The sequence below is a fragment of the Desulfobacula sp. genome, assembly GCF_014237455.1.
In the GTDB taxonomy this organism is placed as follows: domain Bacteria; phylum Desulfobacterota; class Desulfobacteria; order Desulfobacterales; family Desulfobacteraceae; genus Desulfobacula.
In genome coordinates this window covers 1-22,320 of record NZ_JABZFL010000014.1, presented here as the reverse complement: position 1 = coordinate 22,320, position 22,320 = coordinate 1, and the positions used below count along the sequence as shown (strand labels likewise).

The window sequence follows — 22,320 nt, the reverse complement described above, 5'->3', positions numbered from 1 at the left end:
GCCTTTGAGGGCTTTTTGAAAATCAAATTCTTTATCATCTTGTGTCATGTCAGTTCTCCTTTTGGAGCTGAGTATATCAGCTTTTAGTTAACTGACACAGAATTTTGAACACCCTCAATTTGGAGGTAAAATATGCGTGTAACAACAAAAGGCCTGGAAAATTGACCGCACTACTCACCACTCTGTTTAATATATACCTTGTGATCCACCAGTGATAATGCGTGGATATGGCCTTTGATAAATTTTTGCTCGCCAAAGATAGAAATAAGAAGGATACCGTCTTCATCCGGTTCAACCTTGTCAACAGCTTCCATTAACAATGTTTCATTCGGTTCACCAGACTTGCTGTCAGTTTCAACTAAATATGCATTTGCTTCGCACATCACACTTTCACTCCTCGTATATTATAAAAAAAATAAATGCTTGTCCAATAGTTCATCCACCAGTTGAGGCAGGGGCAGTCTGCTCACCCCAACAATTTCCAAATTTTCCTGTGTCAACGGCAGAAGAATTTTTTTTGCCTCGGCAGAACATACAGCTTCTGCCATCAGGAGGGTCACTTCCCCCATCATTGCATGGGGCATGATAATCCCCACAGGTCCGATAATGACATCAGCCTTTTGTACAGTCTGAATAATTGCATTACTGCCGGAAGCCCCCTTGTTTGCCTTTGCCTTTAACATCTGAGCCGTGGCAATGGCGTTGGTTCCAAGAGCCAGAACTTCAATTCTCTCTTCAAACCGTTCTTTAAGTTTTTTAATAATAGCAGACCCGATTCCACCCCCCTGGCCATCTATGACACAAATTTTTTTTTTAGCTCCCATACCTGTTATTTGCCTTTAGTTTATTTTATTTCACTCAATACCTTTTTGACTTCATTTAATATCGCATCTTCAACTTTCCCCTTGGTGCTGTTTCCATCAATGATAGCAATTTTCTCAAGGTCCTTCAATACATCAAAAGCTTTAAAATAGTTGGCTCTGACCTTTTTCATGATATCTAGTTTCTCATACATTTCAAAACTGCTGCGACTGTTTTTTATTCTTTCAAGACAAACTTTCGGATCAACATCAATAAAAATTGTCACATCAGGCCTTAAAATCTCTGCATTCAGGGAGTTTGCATGGATCACCCATTTCATATCAATATATTGGGCATGATACGCATATGATGAAAAATAATACCTGTCACATATTACAATCTCACCCTGATCGACTCTATGACGGATTCCATTCACTTTATTCACCAAATGATCTGTCCTGTCCGCAGCAAAAAGGGAGGCAATGGTTCTTTGGTCGGTAGCAACTTTCCCTGAAAGCATCTGCCGGATTAGTGATCCTATAGGTCCGTCAGTAGGTTCAAATGTCGAATATATCTTATAACCAAATCCTTGAAGCCGCTTTGATATCTTTTTTATCTGAGTACTTTTCCCAGACCCGTCAATTCCTTCAAAAACAATAAATTTACCCTTAGTTTTCTCACCCAATTTGTAACCCTCAAGCCTTTATTTCATATTATCCATACCATTGAAACACAATCTATAACAACATACGGATTTATTGGCAAGTATTTGAGCTTTTTCATATATTTTCTCATACTAAAAAAGAGGCTTGCTATCATTATAAAACCGGTTTATTAAGATATGATTCTAATTTTAATATTTGGGTGATATATGAAATATGATGTAATTATTGTGGGCGGTGGGCCTGCCGGGCTTTTTGCGGCCTATCATTTAAAAGAGCATTCCAATCTGAATGTATTGATGATCGAAAAAGGTAAAAGCCCTTTAAAAAGAAAATGCCCGAACCATAATCTTCAAAAATGTTTTCAGTGTGACCCCTGCAACATTCTGTCCGGAGTTGGCGGGGCGGGTCTTTATTCTGATGGCAAGCTCAATTTCATCCCAAGACTTGGAAAAACGGATTTAACACAATTTATGCCGATGAATTCTGCCCAGGACCTGATTGATGAAACAGAAGCAATTTTTACAAGATTTAAAATGGACGGCCCTGTCTACCCCACCGACATGGAAGAGGCAAAACAGATCCGAAAAGAGGCAAAGCGGTTTGGGATGGATCTTCTGCTGATCAAGCAAAAGCATTTGGGATCTGATACTCTGCCAGGTCATATTGCCGGGGTGGCAGAGTATATTCAGGCAAAAGGGCTTAAAATAAAAACCGAAGAGACTGTCATTGATATCATTGAAAAAGACGGCCACATCCAGGGTGTTATAACGGATAAAGCTGAATACAAGGCAGCCAATGTTATTCTTGCACCGGGAAGAATCGGGGCAAACTGGATGGCCTCGATTGCCCATAAACACGGAATCAATCTAAGCCAGAGAGGGATAGAAGTCGGAGTCCGGGTTGAAGTCCATAACGATATCATGGAGGATCTTTGCAATATTATTTATGATCCTACTTTTTTCATTCAAACATCCACATATGATGATCAGACCAGAACCTTTTGCACCAATCAGGGTGGTTTTATCTCGCTTGAAAACTATAAGGATTTTGTCTGTGTAAATGGTCATGCCTATTCAGATAAAAAATCATCAAATACAAATTTTGCCTTTCTTTCAAAGGTGGTTTTAACCGAACCTGTAACCGACAACCAGGCCTATGGCGAATCCATTGGAAAACTGGCAGCTATTATCGGCGGTGGAAAACCTATTTTGCAAAGATTTGGAGATCTAAAAAGGGGACGGCGCTCAACCTGGAACAGAATCGGTAAAGGGTATATTGAACCGACCATGACCAATGTGGTTTGCGGCGATATTGCCATGGCTCTGCCGGAAAGGATTTTAACAAACCTGATTGAAGGTCTTGAATCCTTAAACCTTGTTGTACCGGGTGTATCCAACGATGAAACCCTGCTTTATGCACCGGAAATAAAATTTTTTGCCACCCAGGTGGAAACAAACAATTATCTTGAGACTGCCATTAAGGGAATGTATGTGGCCGGGGACGGACCGGGCGTGGCAGGCAATATTGTATCTGCCGCAGCAACAGGCATCATTCCGGCTAAACGGATTATTGAAATGAGCAGTGAGTAGGGATAGAACCCAAAATATAAAATTTATTTCTCAATACTCTCCGGGAAATAAGTGGCGCAAGAATCATCCGATTCCCAGGCCATGACTTTTGATACCCTTATATCTTTTTCCAGGTCCTGATCTAAAAGGGCCTGAACTCTTTGAGCAATATATACGGCAATGCGCTCTGATGTGGGCTGCATTCTCTTAAATATTTCCAGCTCATTTAAAAATTTATGATCCAGCTCTTCTTCAACAACCTGTCGAACGGCCTTTTTTATATCACCAAAATCAGCAAGAACACCTGCTGAATTCAATTTTTTCCCTGCAACACAGACTTCTACATGCCAGTTATGTCCATGCAAATTTTCACATTTTCGTCCCACCATGGTTAATTGATGGGCACCTGCAAATCGAGTTTTCACCTTAAGTTCAAACATTATTTTTGTACCTTAAGTGCCTTAAAGATTCTTAAAAAGATTTTTCAGTTTGTTTGATATTTTATTTGAATCAAGCCTATCAAACTCTTTTAACAATTTTATCTGCTTTTGATTCAGTCTGGCTGGTGTTTTAATAATCACTTTAACAATCTGATCGCCTCTCCGACCGGTTCTAAGCGAAGCAATCCCCTCACCTCTCAGTCTGAAAACATCCCCATACTGGGTACCTTTTGGAATTGTCAATTTATCTTCACCCACAAGGGTTGGAATACTGATCTCATCTCCAAGAGCTGCCTGGATAAATGAGATGTCAATGGCACAGATAATATCAGTGTTATCCCGTTGAAAAAACTTATGGGGTTTAACATTGATCACCACATAAAGGTCCCCGGAAGGCCCTTCAGGGGAGGGAGAAGCTTCGCCTTCACCAGTCAGCCTAAGTTTTGATCCGACATCCACCCCTGCCGGGATCTTCACCTGAACCTTCCGCGTTATCTCGACCCTGCCGGCCCCTCTGCATTTTCTACAGGGATTCGGGATGATACGCCCCTGGCCCTTACAATAAGGACAGGTTGTTTTCACCTTGAAAAAGCCCTGACTCTGAATAAACTGTCCTGTCCCATGACAATGGGAACAGGTCTCGGGGCTTGAGCCTTCCCCACACCCTGATCCTCTGCACTCATTGCATACATCCAACTTTGGAATGGAAATGGTCTTTTCAGTACCAAAGGCGGCTTCCATAAAATCTATGGTCATGTTATATCTGAGATCAGAACCTCTTCTAACCCTGTTGCCACGACTGCTTCCCGAACCAAATCCAAAAAAATCTTCGAAAATATCACCAAAACTCGAAAAAATATCCTCAAACCCACTCGGACCGGAATGACCGGCACCCTCAAGCCCCCGGTGACCGAATTGATCATAAATCTGACGTTTATTATCATCATTGATCACTTCATAGGCTTCAGATGCTTCTTTGAATTTATCTTCTGCTTCTTTATTGTCCGGGTTCTTATCAGGATGATATTTAATGGCACGTTTCCGATATGCTTTTTTCAATTCCTGCTTTGAAACATCCCTGGCAACGCCAAGTATCTCATAATAATCACGTTTTTCTGTCATTTGAGCTCCAGCCATTCTATTGTATTCTTCCCTGTATTATGATACTTTTCCAACCTGCCTTGGCAAATACCTTAAACTAACTCAGAAATTCAGGTTGTCAACGATGAATAAAGAACTTGATTTTATCAAAGACATGTTTGACCGTATTGCACCAAAATACGACTTTTTAAACCGCCTTTTAAGTTTGCGGCAGGACATTGTCTGGAGAACCCAGATGGTAAAGGCTGCAACCCTCCAAAAAGACAGCAGGGTTCTGGATGTAGCCTGCGGAACCTGTGATGTGGCTTTGGAGATCAATTCTCAGCTTATGGGACAATCTAAAATTTTCGGGCTTGATTTTTCTTTTGGCATGTTAAGGCTTGGCAAACAAAAACTAATCAAGAAAAACAAAAAAAACATTGAACTCTTAAATGCCGATGCCCTTAATCTTCCTTTTAAACATGATCTTTTTGATGCGGTATTTATTGCCTTTGGCATACGGAATATCATGGATCGGCCAAAAGCCGTCAAAGAATTTTTTCATGCTTTAAAAAGTGGGGGACGGCTTGCTGTTCTTGAATTAACCACACCTGAAAAAGGGATTCTCCGTTCATTGTACCTTCTATATTTTCAAAGAATACTGCCTATGGTTGGCTCCTTTTTTTCAAAAGATGATGCTGCCTATAGTTATCTACCCGACTCGGTATTAAAATTCCCCACCCCTGTAAAATTTTCAAAAATCATGAGGGGATCCGGGTTTGAAAACATCAAGTTCAAACAAATGACATTTGGAATTGTAACCCTGTTTGTCGGCAGCAAGCCATAATTTATTCTTTTGATTTTAATTTCTCAAAAACTTTTTTTAAGGATGGTCTGTTTCAACCAGTTTTGATCATCTTTTTCAGGATACTCAATATTATAATGAAGGCCCCGGCTTTCCTTTCTCATCAAAGCGGACTTAATGATCAATTCAGCCACTGTGGCAAGATTTCGAAGTTCTATTAAATCAAATGTTACCTTAAAATCCCAATAATACGCATTGATTTCTTTCTGGATATTTTGGATTCTTCTTAATGCCCGCTGCAGGCGTTTGTCCGATCTCACAATACCGACATAATTCCACATCAACCGTCTGATTTCATCCCAGTTATGGGAAACAACAATGGCCTCATCACTGTCTGTTGTATCGGTTTCATCCCAAAGATCAAGGGTGATGTTCACTTTATTTCCAATAGACTGAAACTCTTCAACAGATGATTGATATGCCCTGTGGGAATAGACCAATGCCTCCAGAAGAGAATTTGAGGCAAGCCTGTTGGCACCATGAAATCCTGTGCATGCGGTTTCACCGACTGCATAAAGGCGTTGAACATCTGTTTTTCCATTCAGGTCAGTGGCCACTCCGCCACACATGTAATGGGCCGCCGGCACAACCGGGATAGGATCTTTTGTCATATCAATCCCATACTCAAGGCATTTAGAATAAATATTGGGGAATCTTTTTTTAATAAAGCCAGGATCTTTATGGGAAATATCCAAAAAAACAGCACCTGCACCGGTTTTCTTTAATTCGTTGTCAATGGCCCTTGCAACAACGTCCCTGCAGGCAAGCTCCTTGTCAGGAGAATATTTTTCCATAAACCGCCGGCCTTTATGATCTATTAACACAGCCCCTTCTCCCCTTACTGCTTCTGAAATAAGAAAATTTTTTGCTTCAGGATGATACAGACATGTGGGATGAAATTGAACAAATTCCAGGTTTGCGACCGATGCACCTGCCCGGTATGCCATGGCAATACCGTCACCAGTTGCTATGTCCGGATTGGATGTATAAAGATATACTTTGCTGGAGCCCCCTGTGGCAAGGAGGGTAATTCCTGCATAAAACGTTTCAACTTTCCCGGTTTTATTATCCAGGACATATGCGCCGCAGCAAATATTTTCATGCTGGGTGACGATAAGTCCGCTTCGAATACTGCTGGAAAATGTGACTAAATTGATCGCAATATGATCTTCTAAAATAGTTATATTTTTATTGTTTTCAACATTTTCTACCAGGGTATCTTCAATTTCTTTGCCTGTCAGATCATGGGCATAAACAATTCTTTTAGCAGAATGCCCTCCTTCCTGGCCCAGTGAAAAGTCATACTCACCACTGCCGTGTTTATTAAAATTTGCCCCTTGTTTTACAAGTTCTTTAATTCTTTTAGGTCCGTCTTTTACCACCATTGTTGCGACATCTTTATTGCAAAGCCCATCACCTGCATCAAGTGTGTCTTTAATATGAAGGCCAAATGAATCGATTTTGCTGAATACTGAAGCCACACCACCCTGGGCCAGCGCCGTATTTGTCTTCTGGATCTTTTTTTTGGTAATGATAGTGACTTTGCCAAATTGGGCCACTTTCAGAGCATAACTTAACCCGGCAATGCCGCTTCCGATCACAAGGAAATCCGTTTTTTTAATCATAACAAGCTGCTTCTTTTCTTTTTACGCGTACTTAAACCTAAAAACAAACCGACAATAAAAACACCGGCACCACTGAGAAACCAGAGTTTTTCATCATCATTCAAATTATTTTCCAATGTCTCAATATGACTTTTCTGGACCTCAAACTGCTGTGTCATTTTTTTATACTTTGCATCCAGTTTCAAAAACTCTGTGGATTCCTGTTTCAGTTTATTATATTTTTCTTCTATCTGGATCAATGTCACATTTTTAACCGTAAGTGTCTTATTCTCCTCTTCTACCGCTTTTAATCTGGACATCAGATTTTGATTATTTTTCTTCAATTTTTCAACCACAAGGGCATCCGGTACCTTCTTGGTTAAAAACCTTGTTAAAACCCATCCGGTTTCCCCAAGATCTTTTCTTACCCGGGACCAGTCCTTTTGGAATTCAACAATTTCAAGTTTGGTACCGGTCTCCAGCATGGCAATAATTTTATGTTCCAGTCCCGGACCCGTCCGCATGGTAATGTTTGTAATCCCGGTCACATATATATCTTCAGCAAATAAGGGATAAGCAAAAAACACCATCCATAAAGATATGATCAAAAGATATTGATATATATTTTTCATCCTGTTCTTATCTCCTCTTAAATTTGAAATTTTTTTGATGATCCGTTTTTTTATCTAACCCCTTATCATTATATCTAAACTGATATCAACCGATTATATATTAATGTCAAATAAAAAAAAACCTTTTCAAACCTGTATAGAGTTATGTATAAACAAATGAACATTGTTTAATCAATCAACTCAAGACTAGGATAAGCATGATTTTTATCCTTGGCAGGGCACCCTAAACAAAAGGAGAAATAAAGATGACTGACCCAACATGGAAAACTCCATATTGGCCCGAAGGAGTAGCACACGATGTAACCAATTATCACTACCCTCTGCCCCAAGTCCTTGATAAAACGGCTGAAAAGTATCCTGATAATGTTTATACTATTTTTAACGGTGCTTTCAGGACCTATACCCAGGTAAAGGATACTGCGGACAGAATTGCGACCTTTCTTGCAGGTAAAGGAATTAAAAAGGGGGACAAGGTTGCTATCTTTCTTCCCAACATACCCCACTTTCCTGAAGTTCTTTTTGGCATCCTTAAATCCGGTGCTGTGGCCGTGAACTGTAATCCAGCGTACACACCTTCAGAACTGAATTACCAGCTCAAGGATTCTGAATCAAAAATGGTCTTTTGTATGGACCACCCCCTGCTTTATCCCAACACGGTTGAGGCTATAAAAGACACTAATATTGAAACTGTTATTGTCTGCAATATCAAATCCTATCTTCCAAAAATAAAAGCCTTTATTGGCGGGATTTTAGGTAAAATTCCAAAAGCTGACAAAATAGAACCCGGCCATCTTATGTTTGACGACATTGTTGCCTCATCCAGCCCGAATCCGCCTTCCCTTGATATCAATCCTGACGAGGATACGGCTGTCATGCTCTATACCGGCGGCACAACAGGTGTCCCCAAGGGAGCGGAACTGACCCATGCAAATTTTACCTACAACCTGGAAGCTTGTGAAGAATATTTCAGGCTGGTCCATGAAGAGGGGGGTAAGCCTGAAAAAATGAGACATGGCGGATATCATACATATCTTGGTGTGTTACCATGGTATCACAGTTTTGGTATTACAAGCGCCCTGCTTTTTTCAGCTTTGTCAGGAAGCAGGCTGATATGCGTCCCGGATCCCAGGGCGGGCAATCCTCCTTTTACCGTTGTTCTGGAGGCAGTCCAAAAATACAAACCTACTTTTATCACTGCCGTTCCAACAATATTTGTTGCCTTTACAAACCATGTTAACCTGGGCAAATTTGACATTTCTTCAATTATGGGATGCCTTTCAGGCGGTGCTCCCCTGCCGCCGGAAGTGTGCAAACAATTTGAAGAAAAAACCGGTTCTATTATTTTCGAGGCATATGGACTCACGGAAACCGCACCGGCTACCAGTATCAATCCCTCATTTAAAGAAACTAGAAAAATAGGGTCTATTGGATTTCCCCTGCCCGGAACAGATGTAAAAGTTCTTGATTTGAATGATGACACCAAAGAACTTGCCCAGGGGGAAAACGGGGAACTTGCCATTTGCGGTCCCCAGGTCATGAAAGGATACTGGAAAAGACCGGATGCCAATGAAGAAGTTTTCAGACAGATTAACGGCAAGCGCTACTTTCTCACAGGAGATATTGGCAACATAGATGAAAATGGATATATCACCATCACAGACCGTAAAAAGGACATGATCATTGTCGGCGGCTTCAATGTCTATCCAAGGGAAGTGGAAGATATCCTGTATACCCACCCCAAGGTTGAGCTGGTGGCTGTAGTGGGCATCCCTGACGAAAAAAGCGGAGAAAAGGTAAAGGCCTTTATTAAATTCAAAGAGGGACAATCCGCAACTGAAGAAGAAATAACTGCATTTTGCAAAGAGAATATGGCAGGTTATAAACGCCCCAAATTCATTGAGTTCAGAGATGAAATTCCTTTGTCAAATATTGGGAAAGTCCTGAGACGTGTTCTCAGAGATGAAGAGACTAAAGATTCTGAGTAATAATATTTATCACCTCGCTTGCAATGGTGAGACCAAAAACACCCGGAACCCATGATACAGTTCCGATAGGAGGTCTTGACCGGCCATGGTTTGGCAGCACATCCACGGCATCCTGGGATCGAAAGGGTTGTTTATTTAATGGTTTTTCAATGGAATAAACAGCCCTTACACCCTGGTACAGTCCTCGCCTGTGAAGCCTTTGTCTCACCACCCTTGCCAGAGGACAGACACAGGTCTCGCTGATATCCCCTGTTTTTATCATGGAGATATCTGTTCTTCCTCCCGCCCCCATGCTGGAAACAACAGCAAAGTTCAATTCTCTTGCGCCGACAATCAGGTTTGTCTTTGAATTAAGACCATCTATGGCATCCACCACCACATCAATATCTTCAGATAAAAGATCTTCAAGGCTTTTAGCATTAATAAATGAGCTGTGGAGTTCCACATTGCATCCCGGGTTAATGTCTTTTACCCTTTCACAGGCAAGCTTGGCTTTTTCCCTGCCAATGGTAGAATTTAATGCAAACAGCTGGCGATTGATATTTGAAGCATCCACCTTATCAAAATCTATAAGATATAAATTCCCGACCCCTGTACGGGCAAGGGCTTCTGTTGCAAATGATCCCACAGCACCCAGCCCGAAAACAGCCACGGTTGCTTTCTTTATCTTTTCCATTGCCTGTGAACCGAGAAGCTGTTCTGTTCGTGCAAATTGATCCATCACCTGTCCTTTTCCCCCTGTAATATAGGATGGAATAAATTCAAACTGTTATCATAGGCATGCCTTGAAAATTCTTCAAAATCCATGCCGCTCCTGCTTGATGCAATCTTTGAAATTGCCGGCAAATTTTTGGGTTCATTGAGTCGAGAGGCTTTTGGTTCCGGCAAATACGGATAAATATCAGGTGTATCTGTTTCCAGAACAAACCGCTCTTTTGAAACCCTTTTCAATGCATTCACCACTTTTTTAGCTTTAGGATTTGTCACGGATCCTGAAAAAGAAATATATAAACCAAATGCTTCAAACATCGGAATCATGTCTGCTGATCCTGAATAAGAGTGTATCAGCCCTGGAACATTTAATTTCCCCATTTTTTTCAAAATTCGGATAAACATATCCCAGGCGTTCCTGATATGGATATTAACGGGGCGGTTAAGTTCTCTTGCCAGCATCAGATGATGTTCAAACACCTTAATCTGTAGATCCCGATCGCAGGTTTTATCTGTAAAATCAAGCCCAGTCTCACCAATACCGGAAGGACAGCTCAAAAGATAATATTCCAACCGGTCCTTCCATCGGCCGGATAGGCTGTCTACAAACCAGGGATGAATCCCGAAACAGGGCAGGATGGAGTTAAACTCTTTTGACAGCTGAGCCGTTAATTCAAAATTATCTTCCATGGTGGCACAGGACACCATATACTGAACATTTGCTATCCTTGCACGGTCCTCTATCCATGGAATATCTGAAATTATCCGTGGATCATGCAGATGGCAATGTGAATCAATAAAGTTCATTCTTTAACAAATAAATCATTAAACCGATAAGTTAAATTAAAGCGCAAACCAATCCCAATTGTTTTACAGCCAGATCAATATCCCATTTTGATTTATCCCTTTCACCAACAAAGTTGGAAGCTGATCTGACCTCAATCATAGGGATATTATAAAGTATTGCTATATGGGCACAGGCCGCGCCTTCCATGGCTTCCATCACAGGGGAAAAGGCTGAATAAAGCCCGCTTGCCTGTTTAAAGGAAGATGTGATTGAAGAAACGGTAATAAAAGGGCCTTTTATTATATTAATCTTATGTGTTGAGAGCGGTTGAGACAGGATTTCATGGGTGTGATCAACCCTTTCTTGTTCAAAAGGATAAATCCCTTTCCGGCTCAAAGGATTTGTATCAATCAAATCAAACGGCAAGGGAGCATTTTCAAGGGAACCCGTTTGAATCCCGGTATGGATATAGCGTTCCTGGGTGGCGATAGCGACATCACCGATATTACAATCTGTTTGCCTGAAAACACCAGCAATACCGGTCTGTAAAATCAGGGCAGGCGATGTTTGCTCAAGATAGGCGGTTAATGCATGGGCAGTATTGAACACTCCCGGACCTGTAACCATAAGGTCATATGTTTTATGATGAACGTTTCCGGATATGATTGTCAGCCCGGTTTGGGTCAATCTTTTTGAATCAGCCGGGTGTAGGGTCAAAAAATGAGCTATCTCAAAATGTGCTGCACATAAAATGAGAAGATCAGGATTCATTGATCATATTTGTGATGGCGTTTAATGCCATCTTATATCCATAATGACCAAATCCGAAAATCTGGCCTGTCACTATATCAGCAAGCATTGATTTATCCGGTCAAGGGTAAGGAAGCCATATATTTCAGGCTCCCGTTTCCCGAGCATATTCAGATTCGGTCCGTTAATTACTTGAATTTTTTTAGTTTCCATAGTTTTGAGCTGCCTCGTAACCCAGTTCAAAGGCATTAAGATTCATGTCCAGAAAAGCTTTTTTTGTCCTTCTATTAATGGCTTCTATCACATTTTCTTTTGTAAATCCAAGACTTCCTGACTGAACCAGAGCGCCTAAAAGAACAATATTCACACTCATCGGACTTCCGGCCTCTTTGGCAAGTTTCATTGCATCAATGGCAACAAGGCTTGCACATTTGGCTTTGATCAGTTTTTTAATATTTTCAACGTCCGGGTAAACCCCCTTGCCGATGGATACAGTAAAGGGTGGAAGAGTTGCCGTATTGGTGATGACTTTTGTATCTTTGCTGCATCGGTTTAAGGCTCTTAATGTTTCAGAAGGCTCAAATCCCAGAAGAATATCTGCCTCACTATCTGAAATAATGGAACTTGTTGCATCTCCGAAAACAATAGCTGACTCTACAACGCCACCACGTTGGGCCATTCCGTGTATTTCACTCATTCGAACCGGCACACCTGAAATCAAAGCAGCCTCACCTAAGACTTTGGATGCCAAAAGATTCCCCTGGCCTCCCACAGCTACCATGATTAATCTGGTTGTTTCCATTCTTATATCATCCTTTTTCTAAAGGTTATTTTTTTAAAGGCGTGATCGCATTTTCAGGGCATATCTGTGCGCAGACGGCACACCCCACACATGTATCTGCATCAATTTTAACTTTCCCGGCTTCCAGATAAAAGGACGGACAGGCAATGGTATTGATACAATCCCTGTGATCAACACACCTGTCAGACACCTTGAATGCTCTTGGCTTCAGCAGCTTCATGCTCTTTGCATATAAGGCACAAGGTTCCCGGGATATAATAACGGAAACACCTTTGTATTCAAGAGCTTCTCTGATGGTCTCAATGCTCTTTTTTACCTTAAACGGCTTAACGATGGAAACATGTTCCACACCCAGAGTTCTCACAAGCTCTTCAATATTCACCCGGCCAAATCCATCCAGACCAAATCTTTCCATATCCACACCCGGATGGGGCTGATGTCCAGTCATGGCAGTAATATCATTCTCAAGAATGACCAGGGTAAAATTATGGTTGTTAAATACGGCATTAACCAGCCCTGTGATGCCTGAATGGAAAAAAGTAGAATCCCCGATAAAGGAGACCACTTTCTGATCGGTGGCCTGACCGAACCCACAGGAGGTACTGACAGAGGACCCCATACAAATTACAAAATCACCCATATTTAAAGGCGGCAGAAAACCCAAAGTGTAACAGCCGATATCAGTGGGACAGATGATATCCATATCTCCCGCTGCCTGCTTCACCTCATAAAAGGTTGCCCGGTGAGAACACCCGGAACAAAGATTTGGCGGCCGCATCGGGATTTGGGGAACATCTGCAGTATCTAATTTTGTTTTTGGTGTATAATCAACTCCAAAAAAAACGGCTATTTTTTCCCTCACCATGGCGGGATCATATTCATAAAGGCGGGAAAAAAGTGCTTCTGATTTGCCACTAATGGGAATCGTGAGTCCTGCCTCCTGGGCAAATGCTTTTACAGCTTCCTCCATAAACGGTTCGCCTTCTTCAATCACAAGGACTTTTTCACAGCCTTTCAGGAATTCTTTGATCAGTTTTTCCGGCATTGGGTTGGAAAATCCCAGACGTAAAATCTTTGTATTATCTTTAATGCCAAGATCTTCTACTGCATCCAAAGCATAATGCAAACTCACACCATTGACAATAATACCAGCCTTTCCTGATCCTTCGACCGGGTTAAAATCTGAGGTTTCAGAAAGTCCTTTGGCCTTATTCATTTTATCCAGCAGTTTGGAATGGAGCTGTCTTGCAACAGCAGGGACCGTCACGCATCTTAAGGGTTCCCGAATAAATTTTCCTTTGGTTTGTCTTGGTTTCATTTCACCAAAGGTCACAAATGCATTGGAATGGTTGATCCGGGTAGTAGTTCTTAACAGAACAGGCTGATTAAGTTCTTCTGAAAGATCAAATGCATATTTGATCATCTCTTTGGCTTCAGGCACTGAAGAGGGTTCAAGCATGGGCAGATTACCAAACTTGGCATAATACCGGTTGTCCTGCTCATTCTGGCTTGAAAACATAGCCGGATCATCCGCCGTCAGAATCACCATTCCACCGGTAACCCCTACATAGGCCAAAGTCATGAGAGGGTCTGCCGCAACATTCAACCCGACATGTTTCATCATACAAAATGTACGAAGTCCTGAATTCGCAGCAGCCGCAGCAACTTCCAGTGCCACTTTTTCATTGGTGCTGTATTCAAAATAGAGATCTGATTCCTGCGACATCTGGAAAAGATTCAGCGATATTTCAGAAGAGGGGGTACCAGGATAGGTTGTAGCAAAGGCCACACCCGCCTCAATAGCACCTCTCGCAATGGCTTCGTTTCCCAGGAGCATAATTTCTTCACCTGGGCTGTCATTCAATAATTTATGCATCTATTCTCCCTTACTTAGCTTCATTATAGCCATCTTATGGCTGTCCAACGCTATCGGTATTTATAATATATCTCCTGATTTTTGCAAGAGAAACTCTTAATTTTATTAATATTTCATTTTTCAGAACTCCTGTAGCTCTTCTTTACTGAACTGATATACTGAATTACAATGATGACAACGCACATCCACAGGGAATGGGCCATTTTTCATCATATCCTTTTTCTCTTTTTGAGACAGATTTCTTAAATATCCTTTCATCCTCTCTTTTGAACACCTGCAAAAAAACTCCACCCGGCTGTTGCTCAAAAACTGCGGTTTAAGACTTGAAAACTCTTTATGAATGATTCTTTCGGGTGAACGCCCTTTGGCAAATAATTCACCCAAAGAATCAATTCCCTGGATCATTTTTTCGGCTTCAATAACCTGGGATGCATCCGCACCCGGCAAAGCCTGGAGGAAAATTCCCCCCGCACCCTTAACCACTTCCTTATCATCAAAATAAACACTCAATTTAAACCCGGTGGGAATCTGCTCGGATATTAAAAAATAATTGGCCAGATCTTCTGCAATACTCCCATACTCAAGAGCCACCTGCCCGGAATAAGGCGTGGGTGCATTGTCCAGATATTTTGTTACCGTAAGAAAACCAGCCCTATAAAGCGTTGATAAATATTTAATCTTTTCAGAATGTTTTACTTTTATCTTACGGGTCTTAAGATGTCCTCTGACCTCTCCAAACACATTTGATTCAACATCCAGCCCTTTTATCGGTCCGGAACACTGAATATTCATACTGAGCCTGTCATTTTTATCTTTAAGGCCCGAACAAAGAAGACTTGCCGCAATATAGGCCTGACCCAGAACAAGGGTTTCCAAAGGTCCCAGGTTATGGTTTGCTCTCATTTCATTCACCATCCGGGTAGAATGTACGACAGCACCCCTGATCATTTGGTCAGCCATGATAAACTTGTATATCCTGTCTTTTGCAGACGCTTTGAACTGTTCTTTTACATCATTATTAAAAATATCTTTTTTAATCATATCTTATATTCTTTTAACTTATGGTTATTCTAAACAACATTCATTCTCTATTGGGAAAGCCCCCTGTCAAAACTCCTGTACTGGATAGCTTCAGCAAGATGATGCCGCCCAATTTCAGGTGTATTTTCAAGATCCGCGATGGTCCTTCCTACCCGAATGACAGAATGACAGGCCCTGGCAGAAAATCCAAGAACGTCAACTGCCTGTTTAAGAAGTTTTTCACATTCGGCATCCAGATGGCAAAATGCTCCCAAGTGGCGGCTGTGTATCCTGGCATTACTGGGTACGGTCAATTTTTCAAGTCTTGCTTCCTGTACCTTTCTTGCGCGATTGACCCTTTTTCTTATATGGGAAGAAATCTCTCCTTTTGTTCTGGCGGCAAGATCCTTATATTCAATTCTTGGCACTTCAATTTGAATATCAATTCTGTCCAGGAGTGGCCCTGAAATTTTTGATCTGTATTTTTGAATCTGGGGATGCGTACAGGTGCACTTCCCCATAGGATCGGACAAATAACCGCAGGGACAGGGGTTCATGGCTGCCACCAGCATGAATTGTGATGGATAGGTTGCTTTCATGCCTGCCCTTGAAATGGAAACTTTCCCATCTTCAATGGGTTGCCTTAAGACCTCCAGCACATTTTTTTTAAACTCCGGCAGCTCATCAAGAAAAAGCACACCATTGTGGGCCAGGCTGATTTCTCCGGGAACAGGCTTTGATCCACCACCCACAAGGCCCGCATCGGAAATTGTATGATGGGGAGATCGAAACGGTCTTGTTGACATATATGGCCTTTTATCTTCGATTAAACCCAGAACGGAATAAATCCTTGTGACCTCAATGGCTTCTTCAAATGTCAACGCGGGTAGAATGGTTGAAAGCCTTTTTGCCAGCATGCTTTTCCCGGATCCCGGTGGTCCTGTCATAATAATGTTGTGAAAACCTGCCGCAGCAATTTCCAAAGCTCTCTTGGCATGTTGTTGACCCCTTACCTCGGAAAAATCCATTCCATCTACCTTATCATTGCCATGGGTCAGCCATGTCGAATCCATACGATGCTTTTCAATTTCAACAAATCCTGAAAAAAAATCAACAATTTGCGACAGGCTTTTTACTGGAAAAACATCAATACCGTCCACCATGGCAGCCTCAGCTGCATTTTCAACAGGTATAATGATTCCCTTTTTACCCTTTTCCTTTGCTGTCAACGCATACGGGAGGGCTGCTTTGACCGGTTTAATTTTCCCGTCAAGGGAAAGTTCACCTGAAATAAGATATGCGTTTATCTTTTCAGATGGGATAACCTCAGATGCAACCAGGATACCAATGGCCACCGGCAAATCAAATCCTGTCCCTTCCTTTTTGACATCGGCAGGAGCCAGGTTGACCACAATCCTTTCCATGGGAAACGTATAACCTGAATTTTTTATCGCTGTTTTAACCCGGTCTTTACTCTCCCTGACAGAGACTTCCGGCAACCCGACAATATTAAAAACTGGGAGACCATAGGAAATATCAACTTCAACTTCAACAATAAATCCATCAATCCCTGCCACTGAACATGAGTTTACTTTTGCAAGCAATTTGAATCCTTTTTAAATGGTTTAATAGTGGTTATACCATTTTTTACACTATTATATTTTACTTTTCTTTATCAAAAAACAAGATTGGACCAAAGAAATTTCTCATTTGCTTTGTGTATTAAAACCAGATATATATAGCAAACTAAATTTTAAGCAAATTTTAAATTGGCAATAAGAATGTCCCAATAGTTTATGACCAGATATTTTTTACAAAAAACCCTTTCACAGAGTGTTTCTGTTTCGGGGACAGGCGTTCATTCTGGGAAACAGACACATTTGACAATAAAACCTGCCCCGGAAAACCATGGAATAAAATTCAGGCGACTTGATCTGCCGGGTACTCAGGATATCCTGGCACTTTTTAAACGGGTCGTTGATACCAGTCTTGCAACGGTACTGGGGACCAACGGGGCTATTATTTCAACAATTGAACATTTAATGGCCAGTTTCGCAGGTTTAGGGATCGATAATGCCTTGGTGGAAGTCGATGATTATGAAATTCCCATTATGGATGGAAGTGCAAAAATATTTACGCAACTCATTGAAAAAACAGGGGTTATAAAGCAAGCTGCTCCAAAACATTTTTTTATCGTTAAAAAACCAATTAAAGTAACCGATAATGATAAATCAGTTATTGTGTATCCGGAACCCTGTTTTAAAATTACCTGCCGGATTGATTTTGCCCACCCTTTGATCGGAAAACAGGAAATAACGTTTGACCGGGCCGAAAACAATTTTGAAAAAGAAATCAGCCATGCCAGAACATTCGGATTTGTCCAGGATTTGGAACTTTTAAAAAAATTCGGTCTTGGGAAGGGTGGAAGCCTTGACAATGCCATCGTTATTGATAAAGATAGAATTTTAAATGAAGAAGGGCTAAGGTATCCTGACGAATTTGTCAGACATAAACTCTTAGACAGTCTTGGAGATTTCTCCCTGCTTGGCATGCCAATTCAGGGGCATATTATTACCCACAAATCAGGACATACCCTGAATCATTTATTCATTAAAACATTTTTAGAAAACAAAGAGGCTTGGGAAACAGGCCCGGCAAAAATTTAAATAGTATGTTTAACCAATGATGCGAGCTTCCTTCCATAGAGCGGCTATTACACTGTTTATATCGGTGAGTGTTGTGTTCTGCCTTTTGTTGCCCTCTATTGCATTCGCAAAAGAGACCGCTGTTATACAAAATATAAAACTGGCCAACACAAGAGATGATCTCTTAACATATTTTGATGTAAAACAGGCATTTACCCAAAAAATAAACCAGGCTGTCCTCAATGGTATTCCAACCACTTTTTCGTTTTATATTACGCTGTATAAAACTGGCGACTCATGGTTTGACAAAAAAATATCCGACATCCAAATCAAATCCACACTAAAATATAATTCTCTGAAAAAAGAATTCTCTGTTTTGCGGCCCTGGAAAAATGAAAAAGCAATTATTACACCGTCATTTGACGAGGCAAAATCCTTGATGACCGAAATGGACAATTTGACAATCATACCATTGAATCAACTTGTTAAAGGGGATAAATACCAGCTCAGGATCAAGGCAGAGCTTGATAAAGTCACCTTACCCTTATCACTTCACACTGTTCTCTTTTTTGTCTCTTTTTGGAATTTTGAAACAAACTGGTATTTAATCAATTTTACCTATTAGCTTTCATAGTGATAGATCTTGCCTGAAATTAAGCATATGGCTAAATCAAAACATTTAAAAAATGAATGGTCCAGGAAAAAAAGAGAAGGCATTTTAATTCTCATTATCCTGATTACGGTCGGGGTCCTGACATTTATTGAAACCCGGATCACTAATTTCGGCAGTGATTTTCCCTTATCCAGCACGATATTAATGTTTATCCTGATAAACATTAATTTGTTGCTGTTGCTTGCATTACTTTTACTGGTTTTTAGAAATCTTGCAAAGCTGTACTATGAAAAAAAGAATAATATTTTAGGCTCCAAACTCAAAACTCGACTCATCACCGCATTTATTGTACTGGCGCTTCTACCCACAACAGTTCTCTTCTTTTTCTCCATCCATTTTATTTCCACAAGCATTGCCTTCTGGTTTAATGCACCGGTTGAACAAACCCTGGACAGCTCATTAGCTGTCGGCCAAAAACTCTATGAATATATTGAAGAAAAAAATGAATTCTTTGCCAAAAGAGCTGCCTTTCAAATTGACTCCCGAAAGCTTTTGGACAAAGAGAATGAAAAAAAACTGACCCGATATACCCAGGTCATACAACGGGCATTTAACCGGCATGGTGTTGAGGTTTATACACCTGACGCCAAGCGTGTCAGCCTGTCTCTGGCAAATGAACTGGAAAACCTTCATTTCGGCCTTCTGACCAGTAATGATTTAACCGGCATCCCTGAAGGACGGCAGAGCCACACAGTTTCACAAAATATCAAAGAAGGGGAATTTTTAAAAACAATTGCAGCCATTCCCTTTGGAGTCGACCCCCAAAAAGCCAAAGCATTTATTGTTATCACCACTCTGGTATCACCGGAACTGTCCCAGAACCTGCAGGCCATTTTAAAAGGAGTTGAGGAGTATCAGCAGCTCAAAATGGCAAAAAAACCTGCGCAGATAGCATATTATATTGCGCTTTCTATTGTTGCTCTTCTTGTTATTTTTTGTGCTATCTGGTTTGGATTTCAGATGGCAAAATCCATTACAATCCCCCTAATGAAATTTGCAGAAGGAACGCAACGGATCACTGATGGAGATTTGAACTATCAAATTGACTTTGAAACGGATGATGAAATCGGGACCCTTATCAAGTCCTTTAATTCCATGACCAAAGAACTTGCCACAGGAAGGGAACAGATTGCGCTTTCCGGAGAGATGCTCAAACAACAGAATGCCGAACTTGAAAAGAGCCGCCAATACATTGAAATTGTATTAAAAAATATTTCTGCCGGGGTGATCTCCATTGATAATAAGGGAACCATAATGACCATCAACAAGGCTGCCGAATCCATGTTGGATATTAACAGTCGTAATATTTTAAACCATAATTTCAAAGATGTTTTAAAAAACGATTATTTACAGATTGCCAATAAAATTTATACTCAGGTAGCCCAGGGTCAGGAAACTCTTAAAATTCCACTTTCCGCAACGGTTTCAGGAACCCCCAAACACTTTTTCTTAAATTTTAATACATTAAAAAATGACCAGGATAGAAATGTAGGTGCCGTACTGGTCTTTGATGATGTCACTGAACTTGAAAAAGCCCAGCGAGTCGCTGCATGGAGAGAGGTTGCCAGGAGAATTGCCCATGAGGTGAAAAATCCCTTAACACCAATAAAATTGTCAGCTCAACGACTAAAGCGAAAGTATGGTAACCAGATTAATGACGAAATTTTTACCAATTGCGCAGACACTATTGTAGAACATGTGGACCTGATCAAAAATCTTGTCAACCAGTTTGCCGCATTTGCCAAATTTCCTGACGCAAACGTTGCCCAATGCAGAATTGAAAATATTATTCTTGAAACTATTGCACTGTACAAGGAAGGCCTTGAAAATGTTGATATCAAATCCAGGTTTGCTAAAAATATCCCAACACTGAAACTGGATCAGCAGCATATGAAACAGGCATTTATCAACTTGGTTGATAATGCTGTTTATGCGATAAACAAAAAAGGAAGCATCCTGATTGATATCTCCTATGATGAAATTTTAAAAATTGTGAGGATCGAAATAGCCGATAACGGCAAAGGAATATCAGATAAAGAAAAAACCAAGCTGTTTGAACCTTATTTTTCCACCAAAAAATCGGGTATGGGACTGGGTCTTGCCATTGTCCACTCTATCATTTCCGATCATAATGGTGTAATAAGGGTTCAGGATAATAAGCCTGAAGGTGCAAAATTCATTATTGAGCTTCCGGCTTAATACTTAACCGTATTACATTACAGGAGAAAGAAGCATGTATCCGGCAGTATTAATTGTTGATGATGAGATAACCATCATAGAATCTCTTAAAGGAATTCTTTCAGACGACGGATTTGAAGTCATGCATGCCTTCAACGGGTATGAAGCATTAAAAAAAATTGAGGCTGGATCCCCTGACATTGTCCTGCTTGATATATGGATGCCGGGTATGGATGGGATTGAAACCTTAAAAGAAATTAAAAAAATAACACCCAGTCTTCCTGTTGTGATGATCACAGGTCATGGCACCATTGAATCTGCGGTTGATGCAACAAAATCAGGCGCCTATGATTTCCTTGAAAAGCCATTGTCCATCGACAAAGTCATGGTCACCATCAACAATGCGCTGAACTTTAGAAAACTTGAAGAAGAAAACATATACTTGCGCAAAAAAAGTATTGAAAAAAATTCCATTACCGGGACCAGCCCTGCCGTTCAAAAACTATATGAAGAAATCATGAGTGCAGCCCCTTCAGATGCCTCTATTCTGATTACAGGGGAAAACGGTACAGGAAAAGAAATGGTTGCCAGAACCATCCATCAATTCAGTTTGAGACCCGAACAGCCCTTTATCATCATCAATTGTGCAGCCATCCCCGAAGAAAATCTTGACAGTGAACTCTTTGGTCATGAAAAAGGTGCTTTTGAAAAGGCCACATCAAAAAACAAAGGTAAATTCGAACTGGCCTCGGGGGGAACACTTTTTCTTGATGAAATCGGGGATATGAATATCAATACCCAGGCAAAAATCTTAAGAGCTCTTGAATCAAAGACATTCCAAAGAATCGGCGGAGGAAGAACCCTTCACATGGATGTCCGTGTTATCACTTCATCAAATAAAAATCTTGAAAGAGAGATTGAAGCGGGTAATTTCAGGAAGGATCTTTATTTCAGGCTTAACGTGATACCGATTCATGTACCGCCGTTAAGGGATAGAAAAGAAGACATTCCAATGCTTGTAGACACATTTCTTGAAAAATTTTCCAAGCTGTCTTCAGAAAAAAAGAAAACCATATCAGAAAATACCCTTGAGCTTCTTATTGCATACGAATGGCAGGGCAATGTCAGGGAGTTGAAAAATCTTCTGGAAAGGCTTTCAATCATGGTTGAGTCAGACCATATTGGTGTGGCGGATATCCCCCAGCCCTATAATCTGGGATACAAACCAATCCAATTGA

Annotated in this window: 21 protein-coding genes and 1 pseudogene; 7 read left to right on the top strand and 15 right to left on the bottom strand. The window is 40.9% G+C overall.

Features of this window, described 5'->3' with window-relative positions:
* Positions 1-170: 170 nt before the first annotated feature.
* From HGJ91_RS02515 to tmk, 3 genes are read right to left on the bottom strand one after another with little or no spacing between them, the layout of a single operon-like run.
* A complete protein-coding gene (locus HGJ91_RS02515) occupies positions 171-383 on the bottom strand; it encodes a CooT family nickel-binding protein (protein ID WP_291346116.1) in 213 nt (70 codons plus the stop codon).
* 21 nt (positions 384-404) lie between these two features.
* A complete protein-coding gene (locus HGJ91_RS02510; protein WP_291346115.1) occupies positions 405-824 on the bottom strand; it encodes a DUF3842 family protein in 420 nt (139 codons plus the stop codon).
* A gap of 20 nt (positions 825-844) precedes the next feature.
* Complete coding sequence (gene tmk / locus HGJ91_RS02505) at positions 845-1,486, bottom strand: dTMP kinase (RefSeq protein WP_291346114.1); 642 nt, start codon at positions 1,484-1,486, stop codon at positions 845-847.
* 186 nt (positions 1,487-1,672) lie between these two features.
* On the opposite strand from tmk, the gene HGJ91_RS02500 reads away from it, so the two are divergent.
* Positions 1,673-3,055, top strand: a complete 1,383-nt coding sequence (locus tag HGJ91_RS02500; RefSeq protein WP_291346113.1) for an FAD-dependent oxidoreductase — start codon at positions 1,673-1,675, stop codon at positions 3,053-3,055.
* Between the two features lie 23 nt (positions 3,056-3,078).
* Here HGJ91_RS02500 and queD read toward each other — a convergent pair whose 3' ends face one another.
* Both queD and dnaJ read right to left on the bottom strand, forming a co-directional pair.
* Positions 3,079-3,474, bottom strand: a complete 396-nt coding sequence (gene queD, locus HGJ91_RS02495) for a 6-carboxytetrahydropterin synthase QueD (RefSeq protein ID WP_291346112.1) — start codon at positions 3,472-3,474, stop codon at positions 3,079-3,081.
* A gap of 21 nt (positions 3,475-3,495) precedes the next feature.
* Positions 3,496-4,596 carry a molecular chaperone DnaJ gene (dnaJ, locus tag HGJ91_RS02490; RefSeq protein ID WP_291346111.1) on the bottom strand — a complete coding sequence of 367 codons (1,101 nt, stop codon included), beginning with the start codon at positions 4,594-4,596 and terminating at the stop codon, positions 3,496-3,498.
* 103 nt (positions 4,597-4,699) lie between these two features.
* Between dnaJ and ubiE the strand changes: the two genes are divergently transcribed.
* Positions 4,700-5,401, top strand: a complete 702-nt coding sequence (gene ubiE, locus HGJ91_RS02485) for a bifunctional demethylmenaquinone methyltransferase/2-methoxy-6-polyprenyl-1,4-benzoquinol methylase UbiE (protein ID WP_291346110.1) — start codon at positions 4,700-4,702, stop codon at positions 5,399-5,401.
* A gap of 23 nt (positions 5,402-5,424) precedes the next feature.
* Here the strand turns inward: ubiE and nadB are convergent, their stop codons facing one another.
* Together nadB and HGJ91_RS02475 are read right to left on the bottom strand one after the other, a co-directional pair.
* Positions 5,425-7,044, bottom strand: coding sequence for an L-aspartate oxidase (gene nadB, locus HGJ91_RS02480; RefSeq protein ID WP_291346109.1), 1,620 nt, complete (start codon positions 7,042-7,044; stop codon positions 5,425-5,427).
* Positions 7,041-7,655, bottom strand: coding sequence for a TIGR04211 family SH3 domain-containing protein (locus HGJ91_RS02475; RefSeq protein ID WP_291346108.1), 615 nt, complete (start codon positions 7,653-7,655; stop codon positions 7,041-7,043). The genes nadB and HGJ91_RS02475 overlap by 4 nt, the downstream gene beginning before the upstream one ends.
* A 245-nt stretch (positions 7,656-7,900) precedes the next feature.
* Here HGJ91_RS02475 and HGJ91_RS02470 point away from each other — a divergent pair, with 245 nt between their 5' ends.
* Entirely contained in the window at positions 7,901-9,640 is a 1,740-nt protein-coding gene (locus HGJ91_RS02470; RefSeq protein WP_291346107.1) for a long-chain fatty acid--CoA ligase, read from the top strand.
* On the opposite strand, the gene HGJ91_RS02465 is transcribed toward HGJ91_RS02470, so the two are convergent.
* The 8 genes and pseudogenes from HGJ91_RS02465 to HGJ91_RS02430 form a co-directional block, all read right to left on the bottom strand.
* Positions 9,624-10,361: a tRNA threonylcarbamoyladenosine dehydratase gene (locus tag HGJ91_RS02465; protein WP_291346106.1), complete on the bottom strand. Its 738-nt coding sequence runs from the start codon at positions 10,359-10,361 to the stop codon at positions 9,624-9,626. The genes HGJ91_RS02470 and HGJ91_RS02465 overlap by 17 nt on opposite strands.
* A complete protein-coding gene (locus HGJ91_RS02460; RefSeq protein ID WP_291346105.1) occupies positions 10,361-11,158 on the bottom strand; it encodes a TatD family hydrolase in 798 nt (265 codons plus the stop codon). The genes HGJ91_RS02465 and HGJ91_RS02460 overlap by 1 nt, the downstream gene beginning before the upstream one ends.
* Before the next feature lie 31 nt (positions 11,159-11,189).
* Positions 11,190-11,909 carry a futalosine hydrolase gene (gene mqnB, locus HGJ91_RS02455; RefSeq protein WP_291346104.1) on the bottom strand — a complete coding sequence of 240 codons (720 nt, stop codon included), beginning with the start codon at positions 11,907-11,909 and terminating at the stop codon, positions 11,190-11,192.
* A gap of 75 nt (positions 11,910-11,984) precedes the next feature.
* Positions 11,985-12,101 (bottom strand): annotated as a pseudogene (locus tag HGJ91_RS16475) (type II 3-dehydroquinate dehydratase); the annotation flags it as partial.
* On the bottom strand, positions 12,091-12,690 hold the full coding sequence (locus tag HGJ91_RS02445) for an indolepyruvate oxidoreductase subunit beta (protein WP_291346103.1): 600 nt from the start codon (positions 12,688-12,690) through the stop codon (positions 12,091-12,093). The gene HGJ91_RS02445 and the pseudogene HGJ91_RS16475, both read right to left, overlap by 11 nt.
* 25 nt (positions 12,691-12,715) lie before the next feature.
* On the bottom strand, positions 12,716-14,566 hold the full coding sequence (iorA, locus tag HGJ91_RS02440) for an indolepyruvate ferredoxin oxidoreductase subunit alpha (protein ID WP_291346102.1): 1,851 nt from the start codon (positions 14,564-14,566) through the stop codon (positions 12,716-12,718).
* A gap of 120 nt (positions 14,567-14,686) precedes the next feature.
* Entirely contained in the window at positions 14,687-15,607 is a 921-nt protein-coding gene (locus tag HGJ91_RS02435) for an Hsp33 family molecular chaperone HslO (RefSeq protein WP_291346101.1), read from the bottom strand.
* Positions 15,608-15,654: 47 nt separating this feature from the next.
* Positions 15,655-17,190, bottom strand: coding sequence for a YifB family Mg chelatase-like AAA ATPase (locus tag HGJ91_RS02430; protein WP_291346100.1), 1,536 nt, complete (start codon positions 17,188-17,190; stop codon positions 15,655-15,657).
* A 192-nt stretch (positions 17,191-17,382) separates the two neighbouring features.
* Here HGJ91_RS02430 and lpxC point away from each other — a divergent pair, with 192 nt between their 5' ends.
* The 4 genes from lpxC to HGJ91_RS02410 all read left to right on the top strand — a co-directional run.
* Positions 17,383-18,252 carry a UDP-3-O-acyl-N-acetylglucosamine deacetylase gene (gene lpxC, locus HGJ91_RS02425; protein WP_291346099.1) on the top strand — a complete coding sequence of 290 codons (870 nt, stop codon included), beginning with the start codon at positions 17,383-17,385 and terminating at the stop codon, positions 18,250-18,252.
* A gap of 16 nt (positions 18,253-18,268) precedes the next feature.
* A complete protein-coding gene (locus HGJ91_RS02420) occupies positions 18,269-18,856 on the top strand; it encodes a DUF4390 domain-containing protein (protein ID WP_291346098.1) in 588 nt (195 codons plus the stop codon).
* Between the two features lie 36 nt (positions 18,857-18,892).
* On the top strand, positions 18,893-21,103 hold the full coding sequence (locus HGJ91_RS02415) for an ATP-binding protein (RefSeq protein ID WP_291346097.1): 2,211 nt from the start codon (positions 18,893-18,895) through the stop codon (positions 21,101-21,103).
* A 34-nt stretch (positions 21,104-21,137) separates the two neighbouring features.
* Positions 21,138-22,320 (top strand): sigma-54 dependent transcriptional regulator (locus HGJ91_RS02410; protein ID WP_291346096.1); only part of this gene is annotated, 1,183 nt, incomplete at its 3' end.